Annotated in this window: 19 protein-coding genes; 13 read left to right on the forward strand and 6 right to left on the reverse strand. The window is 59.6% G+C overall.

The window, feature by feature from the left end; all coding sequences use genetic code 11:
• Nucleotides 1-274: 274 nt before the first annotated feature.
• Nucleotides 275-958, reverse strand: coding sequence for a hypothetical protein (locus A6U86_RS18665; RefSeq protein WP_068394217.1), 684 nt, complete (start codon nt 956-958; stop codon nt 275-277).
• 478 nt (nt 959-1,436) lie between these two features.
• On the opposite strand from A6U86_RS18665, the gene A6U86_RS18670 reads away from it, so the two are divergent.
• The 6 genes from A6U86_RS18670 to A6U86_RS18695 all read left to right on the forward strand — a co-directional run bounded on the left by A6U86_RS18670 (nt 1,437) and on the right by A6U86_RS18695 (nt 6,146).
• Complete coding sequence (locus A6U86_RS18670) at nt 1,437-2,051, forward strand: dienelactone hydrolase family protein (RefSeq protein ID WP_244510000.1); 615 nt, start codon at nt 1,437-1,439, stop codon at nt 2,049-2,051.
• A gap of 135 nt (nt 2,052-2,186) precedes the next feature.
• A complete protein-coding gene (locus tag A6U86_RS18675; protein ID WP_068394258.1) occupies nt 2,187-2,741 on the forward strand; it encodes a hypothetical protein in 555 nt (184 codons plus the stop codon).
• A gap of 100 nt (nt 2,742-2,841) precedes the next feature.
• A complete protein-coding gene (locus tag A6U86_RS18680) occupies nt 2,842-3,306 on the forward strand; it encodes a YHS domain-containing (seleno)protein (RefSeq protein WP_068394220.1) in 465 nt (154 codons plus the stop codon).
• An 82-nt stretch (nt 3,307-3,388) separates the two neighbouring features.
• Nucleotides 3,389-3,622, forward strand: coding sequence for a hypothetical protein (locus A6U86_RS18685; protein ID WP_068394221.1), 234 nt, complete (start codon nt 3,389-3,391; stop codon nt 3,620-3,622).
• Between the two features lie 41 nt (nt 3,623-3,663).
• Nucleotides 3,664-5,493 carry a protein-disulfide reductase DsbD gene (gene dsbD / locus A6U86_RS18690; protein WP_068394223.1) on the forward strand — a complete coding sequence of 610 codons (1,830 nt, stop codon included), beginning with the start codon at nt 3,664-3,666 and terminating at the stop codon, nt 5,491-5,493.
• Between the two features lie 41 nt (nt 5,494-5,534).
• Nucleotides 5,535-6,146 (forward strand): DsbA family protein, encoded by a 612-nt coding sequence (locus A6U86_RS18695; RefSeq protein WP_068394225.1) that lies wholly within the window; start codon nt 5,535-5,537, stop codon nt 6,144-6,146.
• A 45-nt stretch (nt 6,147-6,191) separates the two neighbouring features.
• Here the strand turns inward: A6U86_RS18695 and A6U86_RS18700 are convergent, their stop codons facing one another.
• From A6U86_RS18700 to A6U86_RS18720, 5 genes are all read right to left on the reverse strand, one after another.
• On the reverse strand, nt 6,192-7,406 hold the full coding sequence (locus A6U86_RS18700; RefSeq protein WP_244510001.1) for a CaiB/BaiF CoA-transferase family protein: 1,215 nt from the start codon (nt 7,404-7,406) through the stop codon (nt 6,192-6,194).
• A gap of 4 nt (nt 7,407-7,410) precedes the next feature.
• Complete coding sequence (locus A6U86_RS18705; protein WP_068394227.1) at nt 7,411-8,568, reverse strand: OpgC family protein; 1,158 nt, start codon at nt 8,566-8,568, stop codon at nt 7,411-7,413.
• Nucleotides 8,540-10,168: a thiamine pyrophosphate-binding protein gene (locus tag A6U86_RS18710; protein WP_068394228.1), complete on the reverse strand. Its 1,629-nt coding sequence runs from the start codon at nt 10,166-10,168 to the stop codon at nt 8,540-8,542. The genes A6U86_RS18705 and A6U86_RS18710 overlap by 29 nt, the downstream gene beginning before the upstream one ends.
• 94 nt (nt 10,169-10,262) lie before the next feature.
• Nucleotides 10,263-10,745, reverse strand: a complete 483-nt coding sequence (locus tag A6U86_RS18715) for a hypothetical protein (RefSeq protein WP_068394230.1) — start codon at nt 10,743-10,745, stop codon at nt 10,263-10,265.
• Between the two features lie 29 nt (nt 10,746-10,774).
• Nucleotides 10,775-12,103: a tetratricopeptide repeat protein gene (locus A6U86_RS18720; RefSeq protein WP_068394231.1), complete on the reverse strand. Its 1,329-nt coding sequence runs from the start codon at nt 12,101-12,103 to the stop codon at nt 10,775-10,777.
• A gap of 246 nt (nt 12,104-12,349) precedes the next feature.
• Here A6U86_RS18720 and A6U86_RS18725 point away from each other — a divergent pair, with 246 nt between their 5' ends.
• The 7 genes from A6U86_RS18725 to A6U86_RS18750 form a co-directional block, all read left to right on the forward strand.
• On the forward strand, nt 12,350-13,063 hold the full coding sequence (locus A6U86_RS18725) for an SDR family NAD(P)-dependent oxidoreductase (protein ID WP_068394262.1): 714 nt from the start codon (nt 12,350-12,352) through the stop codon (nt 13,061-13,063).
• Nucleotides 13,064-13,070: 7 nt separating this feature from the next.
• Nucleotides 13,071-13,286, forward strand: a complete 216-nt coding sequence (locus tag A6U86_RS18730) for a hypothetical protein (protein ID WP_068394233.1) — start codon at nt 13,071-13,073, stop codon at nt 13,284-13,286.
• A 1-nt stretch (nt 13,287) separates the two neighbouring features.
• Complete coding sequence (locus tag A6U86_RS35660; RefSeq protein WP_169055417.1) at nt 13,288-13,449, forward strand: hypothetical protein; 162 nt, start codon at nt 13,288-13,290, stop codon at nt 13,447-13,449.
• On the forward strand, nt 13,446-14,543 hold the full coding sequence (locus A6U86_RS18735; protein ID WP_068394235.1) for a Rieske 2Fe-2S domain-containing protein: 1,098 nt from the start codon (nt 13,446-13,448) through the stop codon (nt 14,541-14,543). Before A6U86_RS35660 ends, A6U86_RS18735 begins: the two co-directional genes overlap by 4 nt.
• The gene (locus tag A6U86_RS18740; protein ID WP_068394264.1) at nt 14,543-15,313 is read left to right on the forward strand and encodes a hypothetical protein; all 771 of its coding nucleotides are present in this window, start codon (nt 14,543-14,545) and stop codon (nt 15,311-15,313) included. The genes A6U86_RS18735 and A6U86_RS18740 overlap by 1 nt, the downstream gene beginning before the upstream one ends.
• The gene (locus A6U86_RS18745) at nt 15,310-15,519 is read left to right on the forward strand and encodes a hypothetical protein (RefSeq protein ID WP_068394236.1); all 210 of its coding nucleotides are present in this window, start codon (nt 15,310-15,312) and stop codon (nt 15,517-15,519) included. Before A6U86_RS18740 ends, A6U86_RS18745 begins: the two co-directional genes overlap by 4 nt.
• A gap of 225 nt (nt 15,520-15,744) precedes the next feature.
• A partial coding sequence (locus tag A6U86_RS18750; RefSeq protein WP_141683743.1) for a tetratricopeptide repeat protein occupies nt 15,745-16,221 on the forward strand: 477 nt, incomplete at its 3' end.

The raw sequence follows: 16,221 nt of genomic DNA on the forward strand, positions 1-16,221 counted from the left end.
TCCGCTCTCCGATACGATCGTGCCCGACTTCTGGTCCCAGACGAAGGAGAACTCCGGAGTCCCCGATGATATGCGTTCGCCAGCGCGCTTTGCGTACCAATCGACGTTTCCTTCGATCCTACAGGTAGGTGCCCTGCGACGGTTCCAGGAATGCGCCGCAATGACCACTCTTGACGAATTTTCCCAAACGGCCGTTCCACTTGAGCAGTATTTCAACGAGACGAAGCTTGGAAACGCTACCGGATTCATGTGGGAGTGCGCGGGCGGCCACTACCTAGCCTAACCATTTCAAAACCGGGCCACAGATTTCCTCGATCAGGGCAACCGCCGTTTCAATGTCAGCGGTGATCCTATCTTTGCCGTCATCCTCCACCTCAGCCATACCGGCCCAAATGTCACATTCGAGCTTCCGTATAAGCTTGGCATCCATAGTTGCGTACTCGTTCGTCTTTTCGACCAGCATCGAGGAAGCAACCCGGACCCGGGTTACCGATTGTTGCATCAACGCATATGCTTCCTTGGCGTTTGGGCCAAAATGCGCTTGGCTCGCATCGCTACGGGCGAACATCGCGCCGAGAAAGTCGTTTTCTCGGATCAATCGCTCCAACGGAACGAAATACACGTCACGTCTGTGCTTCAGATTATCCGACTCTTGCTCCGCAGCCTGGCGGGTCGATCCCTCGTTCCCGAATGCGGCGCCGTTGCGGACGTAGTTCATCAGCGATCGGAACTTATAGGCATCGGTCAGAATTTGCTCCGCCAGTTCGAATCGGCGTTTAAAAATGGCCTGCTGCTTGTCGTAGTCAAATTTCTGCCGAGCGAGTTCCTGATCCGCCTGGATCTTCTCACGATGAACACCGATGGTGGTGGACTTGGTGATCAGCATACCGACCACAGTGATGACGCCGGATACGCCAGCGGCGACAACTGCCGGCCCCATCAAAGTCGCGAAATCCATGATCCCTCCATATGCATGATAAAGGACATTATCACATATAATCAGCACTTTGGTGTCAACTGACCTTGTGGGCCGCGAGTTCGATTCCTTTCAAGACCAAAAGGCTTCATCGCAAGCCGATTTGCACAAACCAGTCGAAGCGCGGAAAATCGCCGCTTCCCGAAGCCTCGCGATTTATTGATCTGCAGAGGAACCACTCGCGTTGAATTGATCTTTCGTGAAATTGCCTGCGATCCGAGAAGGCTCTAGGCAGGCTTGTCATTGAATTCCCGAGAGCCTGCCCATGCGATCCTGTCTTCTTGCAGTTTTCTTGTTTGCAGTCGCCGTCCCTTCGGTCGCGTCGTCCGCCGTTTCCTGCGGGGGTAGCGTGGTCTGTTCCGTCAAGGAAGGGAATTATCGAATTGAGCTGCCCAAGGATGGCGATATTCGTGGCGTCTATGTCTTTTTTCACGGATTCAAGAGCTCGGCTGCACTGCAGATGCAGCAGCGTCCCCTGGTGGAGACGACGCTTGCGCATCACCTTGCCTATGTCGCGGTCGACGGCATCGATGGAAGCTGGTCTTTTCCCCATAGCGCCCGCTCCGGGCGTGACGAAAAAACCTTCATCGCGGAAGTGTTTGATGATCTCAAGAGCCGCTATGGCTTCACACCGGAAAAGACCGTCATCGGTGGCTTCTCGATCGGCGCCTCGATGGCTTGGTACACCTCATGCCAGCAGGGGGAGAAGGCTGCCGCGATGGTGACCTTCTCCGGCGTTTTCTGGAATCCGCTTCCGAAACCTGAAGACTGTATCGCCGACTTGCCTCCGATCGTCCATTTTCACGGAACCGCCGATCAAACCTTTCCACTGGCCGGACGGGCGATCGGCAAGGAATTTCACCAAGGCAATGCCTACGACAGCATGGCGTTGATGCGCGAGCGCGCCCGGTGTGATGCGAAGAACGCCAAATCGGTGACGCTGGATGGCATTCGCTGCGATGACGTCCCCGACTGCATTCGCGGTGATAGCATCATGTGCATCCATAACGGTGGTCATGAGGCGCGCGCCGACATGCTGGATGCCGGTTTGACGGCCGTCGGCTTTTCCAAGTGACCCGATCGGCGCGGATTATTCGAATGCACTCTGTAACAACTTGCCGCCAGCCTGCGAATTGTTCGGTAGCAACGCCTTGTGATCGGCTTGATCGAGCCAGGCGCGGTGCTCAACCCCTTGCAGAGGAACATCGTCATGCTGCAGACCGTCGTATGTCCGAATATTGGCCACTCTATTGTTCATCACTTTGATGCAGGCGCCGCCGTATGGGGCCAGGCAATCACGCCGAGCATCGCTCATCTGGTTCAGGCCCATCACGAAGTTGCGATCGACTATACCCGAATGCGCCCCGGCATCGTTTTCGAAGTCAACAGGGGCGTTGCCATGCTGCCCCATGTGACCGGCCCCTCGACCTTCCGGCTTCACGCGGAAGCCGCAGCGTTTCGTCATGCGGCCGGACGGCCGGCGACGGCAGTCGAGGTGGCGGTTCATTGCGAGGTGAGCGCCGGTCGCGCGCTCAAGCTCTGGGGGCGTGTAACGGCCGAAGATCCGGCGCAACATTGGGGGGCGTCTGGTCGACCTCATCACAATATTGCAGCCACGATACCGGTAATTTTTGTCGTGACCTTTTGGGAAATTTCCCGGGCCGTCGATACGCGCATCGACCAGCTGATGCGCGAAACTGCCGAAAAGGATCGCAGGATCGAGGAACTGGAGTCGAAGATCGCTCTGGCGATGTGCGCGCAATGAGCCGGTGGAACATGCACGAAGTCGTGAACGATGGGAGATGTAACGTCCCCCTGGCCGCCCGCGTAAAGAGGGCGTTCATCTCAACTGCAGAGGAAAGACCATGAACCTATCCATCCGGCGTTTTCTGCCTCTCGCCGGGGCTGCCGCGCTCGCATTGTCTGTGGCCTCCGTCGCTTTCGCCAACGAGATTTACGCGACCAACGGCGTCGCGATCAATGGCTACGATGCCGTCGCCTATTTCACCGACCACAAGCCGGTAAAGGGATCCGACAAGTTTGCGACCACCTACAAAGGCACAACCTTCCACTTCGCTTCGGCGGCGCACCGCGACGTATTTGCGAGCAATCCGGAGCGTTATGCACCACAATATGGTGGCTATTGTGCCTTTGGAACCGCCGAAGGACACAAGGCTCCGACAGAACCCCAGACTTTCACCATTGTCGACGACAAGCTCTATCTGAACTATAACGACGACGTCGCAAAAACTTGGCGTTCGGATATCGGCGGCTACATCAAGAAGGCGAATGCGAACTGGGCAACGGTGAAGGCGCAGCCTTCTCCGTGACGGCCCGATTTCGTCAAGCACTGTCTGCCCGCGCCGAGCGGGCAGGCGCAATATCAGCTAGTATCGTTTAAGGCGGCAAGCCATGATTCCCGCACCATATTCGACCCATCAATATCCAGGTCGTCTTCGCGATTGTCAGCGATCGGTCGTGATTGACCTCAATGCGCTCATTGATCAAGCGGTGGCCGTTGGCTGGGATCGTCGCGAGGTTATCATGGCGCTTGTCGATCTCCTTGACGCGGAGGCAACCGATGCCGATGGGCTGCTTCGCACGATGGCCCGCTACATGGGGCAGCCGACGCGCAGCGTCGCATGACGCTGCCTCGGCCGTCAGTTCACATCTACCATAGGAATGGCATGCGCTTCTTCTCCACCATCTTGCTTTTCATTTTCCTTGCCAGCCAGGTGGTTGCGGCAGAGACGCCGCTCGCGATGAACGATGCGTTCCGGTTTTCCGTGGAGCGCGCTGCATCCGGATCGATCCGCCTGCACTGGCAGATGCCGCCCGGATATTATCTCTATCGGGAACATCTCTCGGCCAATACCGCAGACGGCGCCGTGGTTCTGCTATCCACGCCGCCGGGCGTTGAAAAGGATGATCCCACTTTCGGAAAGTCGGAAGTCTATTTCGGCAGTGTCGACGCCGACCTCGGCCCCGCCACTTCCCCGGTGACGGTGACCTATCGGGGGTGTCAGGAGCATGGTCTGTGCTATCCTCCCGCCCGGCGCATCATCGATCCGCAAACACTTGCAGTCTCCGAAGCGCCGGCTTTTTCCCTGCCGACAGGCGGACAGTCAGCGTGGTCGAAGGCTGCTGCAACCGACACCAAGCCGGCGGTGGTGTCCGTGAACCCAGTGCCATCATCTGCCACACCGGCAGGTGGTGCCGATGTCGTTGATGGCTTCCTGTCGCGAGGGGGCGTGCCGCTTCTGCTTGCGGCCTTTGTCGGCTTTGGCATCCTGCTGGCATTCACCCCATGCGTTTTTCCGCTCTATCCGATCCTGGCCGCCGCGCTTGCGCGTCAGGGAGAGGCATTGGACGCACGGCGCGGTTTCATCCTGTCGCTCAGCTATGCAGTAGCGCTCGCATCGGCCTTTGCGATTTTTGGGGCCGCCGCCGCCTGGACGGGAGAAAACCTGCAGATCGCCCTGCAATCGCCGCTGACGGTCGCGGCAGTGGCGCTGATATTTGCGGTGCTGGCGCTTTCCATGTTCGGCCTGTTCGAACTGCAGCTGCCCTCGGCCTGGGTGGCACGTCTGAGCGGGGTCGGCAAGGGCCGTGGTGGCTCGATCGGTTCGGCCGCCGCACTTGGATTTTCTTCGGCCTTCATCATCGGCCCCTGTGTGACGGCTCCGCTTGCCGGAGCGCTGCTCTATGTCGCCCGCACCGGGGATGTGCTTCTTGGAGCCGCGCTCCTGTTCGCGCTCGGTCTCGGCAAGGGCATACCGCTTGTCATTTTCGGTACGGTGGGCGGGCAGGCATTGCCACGAGCCGGAGCGTGGATGGCTTCGGTCAAGCACGTGTTCGGGTTCGTGTTCTTCGGCTTTGCGATCTGGATGGCTGAGCCTGTGCTTCCGGATTGGCTGCCGCTCGGCCTCTGGGCCGTCTGGGCCATGGCCGTGGCGGTTTTCCTTGGCGCCTTTGACGTTACCAAGAGCCGCACGACACCGCTGCGCATGGGCCTGCAGTCGCTGGGGCTGCTGGCCGCCGTTTACGCCGTGATACTGATTGTCGGCCTCGCCGCCGGTTCCGTCGATCCCTTGCGTCCGCTGGCCGGCTTCGGTGCCAACCAAACCGTTGCGCGTGCCGATCCCGAGACGCGAATGACCCTGCTTGCCTCAACATCGGAACTTGGCCGCCAGCTCGATGATGCCAGGTCCAGCGGCAAGGCGAGCCTGGTCTATTTTACCGCCGACTGGTGCGTCAGCTGCCGCTCGATCGATCGCAATGTCTTCTCGAAGCCGGAGGTCGCCGACGCGCTGGCGCCGCTCAAGACGTTCAAGGTGGATCTGACCAATATCGGCCCGGACCAGCGCGAATTGATGCGTGAACTGAATGTCGTCGGGCCACCGACGATGATTTTCTTCCGTCCGGATCGTCAGGAGACCGTCGACGGGCGGCTCATCGGCGAATTCGGTGCGGATGATGTTTTGAAAGCGGCCACTGCCGCAAGCACTGGCACGTAAGCCTGCAAGCTGGCGTGAAATTCAAGGATAGGAAAACCAACATGCTCAATCGCAGATATTTTCTCATGGCAGCAACGGGTGGCGCTGCTGCGGCCGTTCTGGCCTCCCGGCCGGGCCTTGCTCAGCAACTGACGCAGAATGAGGTTTTCCATGACCCCGATGCCCCGGTTCTCGGCAATCCCAAGGGCGACGTGACTGTCGTTGAATTTTTCGACTACCAGTGCCCCTACTGCAAGAAGACCCATCCGGACGTCAAATCCGTCGTTGCCGAAGATGGCAATGTGCGCCTGATCATGAAGGATTGGCCGGTTTTCGGCGACGCTTCGGTTTTTGCCGCGCAAGCGGTTCTCGGAGCAAACGAGATCGGCGCCTATGAAAAGGCCATGGAGGCATTAATGGCGACACCTGCCGCTCTTAGCGAAGACGACGTCAAAAAGACACTGACATCCGCGGGCCTCGATGTTTCCAAGATCGCCGATGCGGTACGGCAGAACGACAAGAAGATCTCCGATCTCCTGACCCGCAATTACAATCAGGCGCTTGCTCTCAACTTCCGTGGCACTCCGTCATTTGTCGTAGGCAGGGCTATCGCGTCCGGCGTGCTCAGCAAGGATCAGCTCCGCGACGCGATCAAGCAGGCTCGCGCGGCCTGACGGAACGGTGTGCGGCAGGACTGAAGGGTATCTTTCCGGAGTTTTCTAGGATCCTGCCCTCGTCTCGATGTCGTGCAGCAGCTGCAAAACATCGTCTCGGTCCTGGTCGACATGCGGCGGCGCCCGGTCAAAGCGTACTGGCGTCGCCGACATCTTCAGAGGGTTTCCGAGAAGCCGCAAGGCCTGCCCGTCCTCCGTCTGCATGTTGACAACCATCTCCCGCGCCAGCGTATGCGGGTTGGAGACGACCTGATCGATCGTCGCGACGCGGCCGGCCGGAATTTCGGCGGCGATGAGGCGCCGTTCCCAGTTCTCCGCCGTATCCGCCTTCAGTGCCTCGGTCACAAGCCGATCCAATGTGTCGATGTTCAGCACCCTGTCGCGGTTGCGGACGAAGCGTTCGTCGTCGATGAGTTCCGGCGTTTCGATAACCCCGCAAAAGCGTGCGAATTGCTGATCGTTCCCAACCGCGATCGCGATCTCTCCGTCCGCCGTGGCAAACGTCTGGTAGGGGGCGATGTTCGGATGCCGGTTGCCGATCCGTCCAGGGGTCTTGCCCGACACGAGGTGATTGGTTGCGGCATTGATAAGCCATGCGACCTGGGCGTCGTAAAGCGCCAGATCGATATATTGGCCTTCGCCGCTACGATCGCGATGGCGAAGGGCCGCGAGGATGCCGACGGTTGCATACATGCCGCACATGACATCCGCGATGCCAAGGCCCACCTTGACCGGCCGTCCGCCATTGGCGTCGTTGTCGCCGGTGATGCTCATGATGCCGCCCATGGCCTGAATCAGGAAGTCGTAGCCGGTACGATCGGCATAGGGACCGGTTTGCCCGAAGCCGGAAATCGCGCACCAGACGATGTCAGGCTTGACCTTCCTGATGTCGTCATAGCCGAGGCCGCGTCGGGCAAGGTCGCCGGGCTTGTAGTTTTCGATGACGACGTCTGAGATGGCGGCGAGCCTCTTGATGAGGGTAACGCCGTCGTCGCTTGCAAGATCGATCGCGATCGACCGTTTGTTGCGGTTGGCCGAAAGAAAATAGGCGCTGAGATCGCTGTCGCTTCCGTCGGCATTCATCACGAAGGGCGGCCCCCAGCCGCGCGTGTCGTCTCCGGCGCGGGGGCGTTCGACCTTGATGACATCAGCACCGAGATCGGCGAGAAGCTGCGTCGCCGTGGGCCCGGCAAGGATGCGCGAGAGATCGAGGATACGCAGGCCTTCGAGACTCCCTGGTTTTTCATGATCTGATATCATTGTCTTACGATTTCCATGGAGACGTTTTGAACCAGCGCACCAGATAGGCGGTGCCGATAAGGATGGCGAAGCCGAACAGATTGCCGGCCACCTCCGCCGAGGTCGTGCGGCCGGCATGGTCGAGCGCAATGCCGATCGGCTGGGCGATCACCATGCCCGTTATGAAGACGGCCAGGGATTGCTGGCCGACGACGGTCAGGACGCGAACGACCGGGCCGCGCAGCCGCGATCCCTTTTCGCCGACCAGATGGACGGCGATATAGCAGAGCGTCATGAAGTGAGCGAAGCGCAGCAGGCCGAAATCTGTCTTGTCCGTTAGCGGAGCGATCCGATCCGCAGCCATCTGAAAAAAAGGATGAACCTCCTGGAAACGGACCCAGGCAAAGGGCACTGTCACAATCACCACAACAATGGCCAACGCCATCAGGCGGCGATCGTAGCCCGGTGCAGGCAGGGTGCCACGCATCAGGAAGAAACCGGTGAAAAACAGGAGTTGCCAGCCGAACGGATCGAAGAACCAGGGGCGATCCGACCATGGTTCGGCCGGCAGCTGCGTCAGGCCAAACTGCGTGGCAAGCCACACAGCGATCATCAGGGCAAATGGCAGGTGGCGATGGACTCTCGAAACAAAGATCATCAACGGCATCAGCGCCAGGATGACGATATACATCGGAAGGATATCGAAATAGTTCGGTACGTAGGTCAGCGTCAGCAAGCCGACAAGCAGATGTCCCGGATCCTTCATGAAAGGTACAAGGTTCAGGCTGTCGACATAGGTGACACCGTCATAGCGCGTCCCGGCGACCACCATGATCGCGGCTACCACGATGAAGACGGCGATATGCGCCCAAAAGATCTGCCAGACGCGCTGCGCGACACGCGCAATCAGGGCAATGGCGCCATTTCGATCATATGTTGCGCCAAAGGCTATGGCAGAGGCCATGCCTGATTGAAAGACGAACATCTCCGTGGCGTCGGAAAAGCCGAAGCGGGCAGGGATCCACAATGCCCAGCCGTCGTCTGGGATGTGCGCCAGCAGAATGATGAGCATGCCGACGCCACGGAAGAAATCAAGGCGCGGATCGCGGGGACGCTTCGTCTTTTGCGCAGCCGACAATATGGCCGGCTCGCTATTAGAAGGCGTCGTCGTAGGCGCTTGCATCGAACCTGCAGGCGATGAGACTGAAGCCCGGACGTGCTCTGGCGCTCTCAAGCTCGTTGCGAAAGTCATTGATGGTCTCCACATTGGCGCCGTAGCCGCCAAAACCGCGGGCGATGGCGGCAAAATCGGTTTCGCCGAGGGTAACTCCGGCTGAAGCCAGGCCGGCAGACGCCTGTTTCAAGGCTATCAGGGCAAGGCTGCGGTCCTGGAATAGAACGATGGTCAATGGCAGGCCGAGATCGCGAACGGTCGCAAGTTCGCCGATGCCCATTTCGAGGCCGCCGTCACCCATGACCGCAAAGACGCGTCGCGAGGGATCTGCCACCTTGGCGCCGATCGCCAATGGCAGAGCCGCATTCATGGTGCAGAAGCCTGCCGATTGCAGCAGGGTGAACGGTTTCGCCGCGATCCATTTTTGCGAGAGCAGGATGCGATGCGCGCCGCTGTCAACTGTGACCAGTCCGTCGACACCTGCCACCTTGTTCAGATGATCGATAATGGCATGAGGTCCCCATGCGTCCTTGCCCGAAAAGATGCCTTCGAGCCTGGCCTTGGCTTCAGCCGGCTCATCACCTCTCCAGCTCCTCTGCTCGGTAAGCAGACTGTTGAGCGCCAGCAACATGCGTCGCGGATCGGCCGAAAGCCATGTGCCGGCATGGTGCATCGCGTGATCGGGAGCGGTGTTGGAGATATCCACCAGCTTCGTCTGGTCGGCAACGAAATCGAGCCAGCCGAGACGCATCTCGATCGGATCGTAGCCAATCATCAGCACCAGATCCGCCTTATGGGCGAGGGGTAGCAGGATACGGTCGGCCATCGGCGAAAGGCCGGCACCGCCAAGCGAAAGAGGGTGGTCTTCGGGGATGATGCCCTTGGCCTTGTAGGTGGTGATGACGGGTGCACCGATTGTCTCGGCAAGACGTTGCAGGGCCGGGCCGGCATCGCTGCGTACCGCTTCGAGGCCCGCGATGATCAACGGCCGCTCGGCGGCGCGGATGCGCTCCGACAGGTGGCGGACGCCCGCGTCCGCGATAGTGGCATCGACCGTGAAAACGGTTGGCGGCACAGGGGCCATCGTGGTGGGGCTCGATGCAGCCGCGACCGCCGGCGACAGATCGAGATGCACAGGCCCCATCGGCTCTCTCATCGCGATCGCCAGGGCTCGCGCCACGGTGGAAGCAGCGCTTTCCGGCTCGATTTCGAACGATGCCTTGACGAGCGGTCGCAGCAACTGGGCATGATCGATCACCTGATGGGTGTAGCGGCCGCGCGTCGCCCGGTCGACAACGCCGGAAACGACGATGAGAGGAATGCGCTCTTGCGCGGCGTCGGCGATGCCGTTGACCGCATTCGCAAGTCCGGGACCGACGGTCGTCACCAGCAGTTCTGGATTCCCGCTGATCGTGCTTGCGCCCGAAGCCATTATGGCGGCCGATGTCTCGTGGCGAGCAAGATGGAAGGCGATGCCTGCCGCCTGCAGCGCGTCGATGAGCGTCACAACTTCGCCGCCTGGAACCCCAAAGGCGTTCCGCACCTGATATCCATGCAGCGTTCTCGCGACGATATCCGCGACGCGGTTAAGGGCTTGAGGTTCGGACATTGAAAAGGGACCTGATGATACGAGTTGTTGTTGAGGCAAGCGGCCTGCCCGGCGGATGGTGAGGGGAACCGGGCAGGCCTTCTTCACGGCACTTTCAGCGCTCCATTGAGCGGACAACGAACGCGACGACGGTGCCGAAGAAGATGTGGCCGATGAGCGAAGCCCAGGTCAGGGTGATGAAGCCGAGGAAAGCCGGCAGGCCGGCAATCAGATGCGCCATCACGTAAAGAGCAAACACCCACAGCCCGGTTCCAAAGCCGATACCGGTCAACAGCAGAGGCAGCTTCGGGAAGATCAACCGCTGGAGCGGTCGGGCGATGAAGAGATAGCCGATCGGATAGAAGATGATGCCGACGATAGCATGAATGGCTTCGGCCAGCAGCAGGTTGTCGAAGCCGAAGACCGACTGGATGAGCGCCGCCGGCTGCAATGGCCCACCGACCCAAAGCGGTGTAATCAAGCGAGCCCAGATTTCCCAGGTAATGTCGGCCGCAAGGCCGGACAATACGATCGTGCGTGCAAGCGAGGGCTGAATTTCGGGGAAGACGCTGGTCTTGTGCATTTCCATCATGGACATGGTGATGTTCCTTGTTTGACGGGTTGATCTCAGGCCGACAGTCGCATGCCGACCGAACGTTCGATGGATTTGAAGAGCTGGTCGTCAGCCTTCAGCTGCTGCCGAATCTGGCCGATGCGTGTCACGGCCGCATTGTCGCCACCGGCTCCCACGGCCTTGGCCAAAGCGAGGACGAAAAAATCGCGCTGGGCATTGCTGCCGCCGATCTTCGGGAGATTGGCAACCATGCGGTCGATCATGCGTTGATCGGCGGGTGCGTCGAGGCCTGCAAGCACACGCGCCATCGGCACACCGATCTCCGCTGCGATCTGGGCCTGCTCGTCCATGCCCAATGCCTTGGCGTCGATCTCGGCGACAAGTTCGGCCACGCCCGCCCGATCGCCAACCGCAACCATGGCCGCCAGATTGTGGAGGGCGGCGAAAATCAGGGTGGTGTCGTTTCTCCTTCGGTAGGCGATCTCTGCAACATCCATCCAGCGATTGCCGACATGGACACCCGATTGCTCGAGGCGCCATAGCAGAGAAACCGCATTGGCCATGTCGCGGAAGTCATCGGTCTGCTGCGGACGAACCTCGTCGTCATAGAGCTCAAGCACCCGCTCGTGATTGCCGCGCTCAAGATGCAGCAGGCCGAGGTGCCAGGCCATGTGGAACGAGAAATTGTTGCAGCGCGACCATGCCCTGCGGCTGCCCTCGAGCCAGTCGATCCCCTCCTTTGTATCACCCCGCATTTCGAAGACATGCGAAACGGCATGAAGGCCCCAGGAATCGTCGGGCTGGAGCGCGACGGCGCGCTGGCCAGCCTCCAGCGCTTCGGCATAGCGGCCATGTTCCTCCAGAGCAAAGGCATGACAACCGAGAATGAAGCCTGCGGAGTTTGCTTCCGTATCGATGCGACCCACGGCACGGGTGCTTGCTACCAGCATTCCGGCAGCATCGCCGGTCATGAATCGGAGTGCCTGTGCCAGCTTGAAGGGCAGAAACGTTGCCGGGCGATCCGTGAAGCCGTCATCCAGCAATTCGGCCGCCGTCGAGAAAAGGCCGTTGGCAGCGGCTTCCAGCGCAATCACAAGAATCCTTTCATCCGATGTGCCGCCACTCTTTCTGATCAAAGCTGTTTGCGCGTCTTGGAGCGTGGCGCTGGCAACCGCGGTGAGCTCGGATCGCGCCAGTATGAGGTTTGCAAAGCCTTTTAAGGCATGCGCCGCGACATGATCCGGATCAGCCGCAAGCGTTGCCTGCAATGCCGCAGCGGTATTCGGCCTGTGCGCCGCAATTCCGAATACGGCATTCTCAAATGCTCGGTGTGCCTCCGTGCTGTCTGTGCTGGTGACGAGGTCGTATGCATCGCGTTTCATGAATCTGCTCCTTGAGGAGGGATCGCCATCCAGATTTTCGAAATCCGAAGCGTGGCTCCAACAAAGGCCTTTACGGTTGCATGCCTGGGTTCGTTACATCGGCGGGCGATTTTTTCCTGAGGCAGCAAAATTTGCCATGCTCTTCGGTCGGCCACCGGAAATGTTTTCAACGTATGTAACGAAATGCCCCGTGGAAGCGTATCGAGTATGATGATCGTTCTGGTCCGCTGCTCAGAGGGGATTGCTATGCAAGAGACTGCAGGGAATGAACTCGTTGTGATGGTGACAGGTGCCTCCGGCAATCTTGGCAACGCCGTTGTCAGGGAGTTGCTGGCAACCAGCGCGAAGATCGTTTCGGTCGAGCGAAATCTCGTTGCCAAGACAAGTCCGCCAGCCGGGGAGGGTACAAGTTTTCTGGAGCTCGGCGGGATAGATCTGACAGACCTATCCTCTTGTCAGGAGGCCGTTCGACGGGCACTCAATGCGTTCGGTCGAATAGACGCACTCGTCAATACGGTCGGTGGTTTTCAGACCGGTCCCGTGGGAGAGACGGGGCTCGATCAATGGGACCATATGTTCCAGATGAATGCCCGTACTGCCTATGTCATCAGCGCAGCGGTACTGAAGCCGATGCAGGAGGTGGGCTACGGTCGCATCGTGCACATCGCCGCTGCGCCGGGATTGAAGGCAGGAGCCAACCAGGCGGCCTATGCCGCGTCGAAAGGAGCTGTGATCCGGTTGACGGAAGCGATCGCTGCCGAAAACCGCGACAAGCGCATCACCGCCAACTGCATTCTTCCCGGGACGATCGACACGCCACAAAACCGCGCGGCGATGCCCAATGCGAAGACGGACGGCTGGGTCCAGCCGGCCGATATTGCCAAGCTCATAGGCTTTCTCATCTCACCGGCCGCAGGCATCGTCACCGGTGCTGCCATACCGGCGACCGGACGCGTGTGAGGCTGACATGTTCGATCCGTCGGGTCCAGTCGCCGCAGCGCTGATGTCATGGGCCGGCATTGGTGTCGCTGTTGCAATCGCGTTCCTGCTCTTCGGTTTCGACAAGGTCGATCCCGGCGCCCATGACGCCTATGCCGTGAGGCCTCTGCTGGTCCCCGGCCTTGTTCTCCTGTGGCCGCTCGTTATCTGGCGGTGGCTGCGCTTGACGAAGGAAGGAGAATAGCATGCGGCGCCAACATCGTCGCGCTCATGCGGTGATCTGGACCGGCCTGGCGATTGCCTTGCCGCTGCTGCTTGGCGTCGTCTTCGCCAGCGCTCCGAAGCTGCCGGCCGATGCGCCGGCGGTTCGCCTGGATGGCGCGGCCTCACAAGGAGCGCAGCCGTGAGCGTATCCTACAAGCCGGTCATCTGGAACCGGACGAAGATGATCTACGACGGTGTCCTATTGGCCGGCGTTGCCGTCTACATATTGCTTTTCCTTAAAGCCGGACCAATGCTTTCGTCTGCGCTGCGCGACGTCGATCTGCCAACGCAGCGCATGCGCGCCTTCGGCTCGCTGGCATTACTGATGCTGACCATCGTGCTTGCGATAGGTCCGCTATCTCGCATCGATACGCGTTTTCTCCCTTTGCTCTATAACAGACGCCACTTCGGCGTGATGACCGCCATTATCGCGATGACGCATGCCTATTACGTGCTCGGATGGTATTTTTCCTTCAGTCCGACGCCGCCGTTGACGGCACTTTTGACCAGCAATACCAGCTTCACCAGTGTCGTCGGCTTCCCCTTTGAGCTTTTCGGCGTCTTCGCATTGATTATCCTGGCCGTTCTTGCCGTGACCAGCCACGACTTCTGGCTCTCTTTTCTGACGCCTCCTTTGTGGAAGGCGATCCATATGAGCGTCTATTTCGCCTATGCCGCCATCATTATGCATGTGGCGCTTGGAGCATTGCTTGATCGTCGCGATCTTGCCCTCGGCTTCTTGGCACTCGGTGGCCTGTTGATGCTCTGCACCCTGCATCTGATTGCCGGGCGCCGTGAAACATCAATCGACGACGCTGCTTGCGCAGAGGCCGCTGAAGAGCCCTGGATCGTTGTCGGTGATCTCTCCGAGATTGCCGAGGGCAGGGCAATTATCGGCGCTGCTCCAGGCGGGGAGCGCATTGCGATATTTCGTTCCAAGGGTGGTCTATCGGCTGTGTCGAACGTCTGCTCGCACCAAAACGGACCGGTTGGCGAGGGCAAAGTCGTGCTCGGCTTCATCACATGTCCATGGCACGGCTACCAGTATCGCCCCGAGGATGGCTGCTCGCCGCCGCCGTTCCGAGAGCGCATCCGCAAATATCGCGTGCAATTGAAGGGATCGACCGTGCTTGTCGATCCCGAACCCCTGCCGCTTGGCACGAAACTCGAACCGTTTCCCATCCCCGGAGAATTGCTTGCAGCTTCTGCAACGCCTGCAAAGCAAGGAGGCGCATGATGCTGAAACCCGCCGAACGCGGCTTTTTTGTCGGCTATTTCAAAAAGGTGCCGGCTGACGTCAAGGCATTGATGATCGGTTTCGTCGTTTTCTTCATCACCGGAATGGCATCAGCTTCCGTGTTCCTGTCTCTCAGCACGGAAAGTCCCGGGGCTGGAAGCTATGCGGATGAACTACACGGCGAACATCTCATCGGCAGGATGGAGGTGGCGCCATATCCGATCCTGCGAGTGCCGGGGAACGGAGCGCAACCCGCCCGTGCCATCATGCTCGGAGGCTCCGGAAAATTCGGTGTCGACGACCGCGCTCTGCCACTTTCCGGCAAGGCAGTTGAGGTCGGCGGTATCTTCGTCAAGCGCGGGGATCTGGAGATGCTGTTGGTCGGCGGTGGGGACGACTTGAAGACAGCGAGAGTGCAGCGTTCGGTGCTGCCAGCCGTCTCGCCACCACAAGATCTCGGGCGATGGCGGCTTACGGGTGAGATTTGCGACGGGAAATGCAGCGGCGGGGCCATGAAGCCGGGAAAAGGACTTGCACACAAGGCCTGCGCCAATCTCTGCATTTCGGGCGGCGTCCCGCCTGTTTTCGTTTCGACTGCACCCGTCGACGGGCATATCTTCTTCCTGTTGGCGGCAAAGGACGGCGGCCCCATGCCGAAGGGGTTGCTCGACAAGACAAGCGTGCCGGTGGTCCTTGAAGGAACGATCGAGCGACGCGACGATCTTTTGATCTTCAAGGTCGAGCGCTTTGCCGATGGAGTTCGCGCATGACAGGCCACGCGCGCAACCCTTGGCGCCATTTGCTTGGTCTTTTGCTCGCAGTATTGGCCGCCGTCGCCATTGTCATCATCTGGGAATATGGCCTGGACTACCTTGATGGTACCCCGTTCGAAGAACTGCGCTATGTGATTTTTGCGGTTGTCGCTATCGGTTTGCTCTCGGGCCTCAACTCTCTGATGTCGCGGTTCGTGCGCTGAGACCCGCCATCCCCGATTGGGATCGCCATACCATGGTTCGAGACGGGATTTGCCATGAATGCGAGCCCCCATGGCAAGTGTTTGGCGTCGATGAAAGGCTACAGTCCGCATCTCCATCTATCGGCTTGGGGCGGCGCCCATCTTTTTTGTCGAACCCTTGTAACAAAGCGATCAGCCCGAACGTAGCGGCAGAGAGACCTTAAACAGGCTAGCTGGGGGCATTCAATGAAGGCAGAGGGCGAAGTTCAGGCGCTCGTCGAGGCGCGCGAGTCGTTGAGTCTGGCCATGAAGTTTCATGCATCGGGCGAAATCGAACGCGCCGAGCATTATTATCTTGAAGTGCTGCAGCATCGATATCGCGTGCCGGATATTTTGCCGTTGCTGGCGGGTATTGCGACCTCGAGGGGGGATACGAACGCCGCGATCACCTATTGGAACGACATGCTTCGCATCGAGCCGGATCATCTGGTTGCTCTTCTCGGCAAGGGCGCGCTACTCCTCAAACAGGGGGAAACGAACGAGGCGATCAGATGTTTTGAATTCGCTGCCAAAGCGTCCCCCGACAATCCGCTTGTGTTGAACAATCTATCGGTCGCTCTCGCCCAAGCCGATCGCAATGGCGATGCTCTTGCCGGTTTTCGCCGTGTGGTATCCCTTCAACCGGACAGCGTCATGCCGCGACACCAGATGCGCCGCCTCACG

This window comes from Rhizobium sp. AC27/96 (genome assembly GCF_001692325.1).
Lineage (GTDB): Bacteria > Pseudomonadota > Alphaproteobacteria > Rhizobiales > Rhizobiaceae > Rhizobium.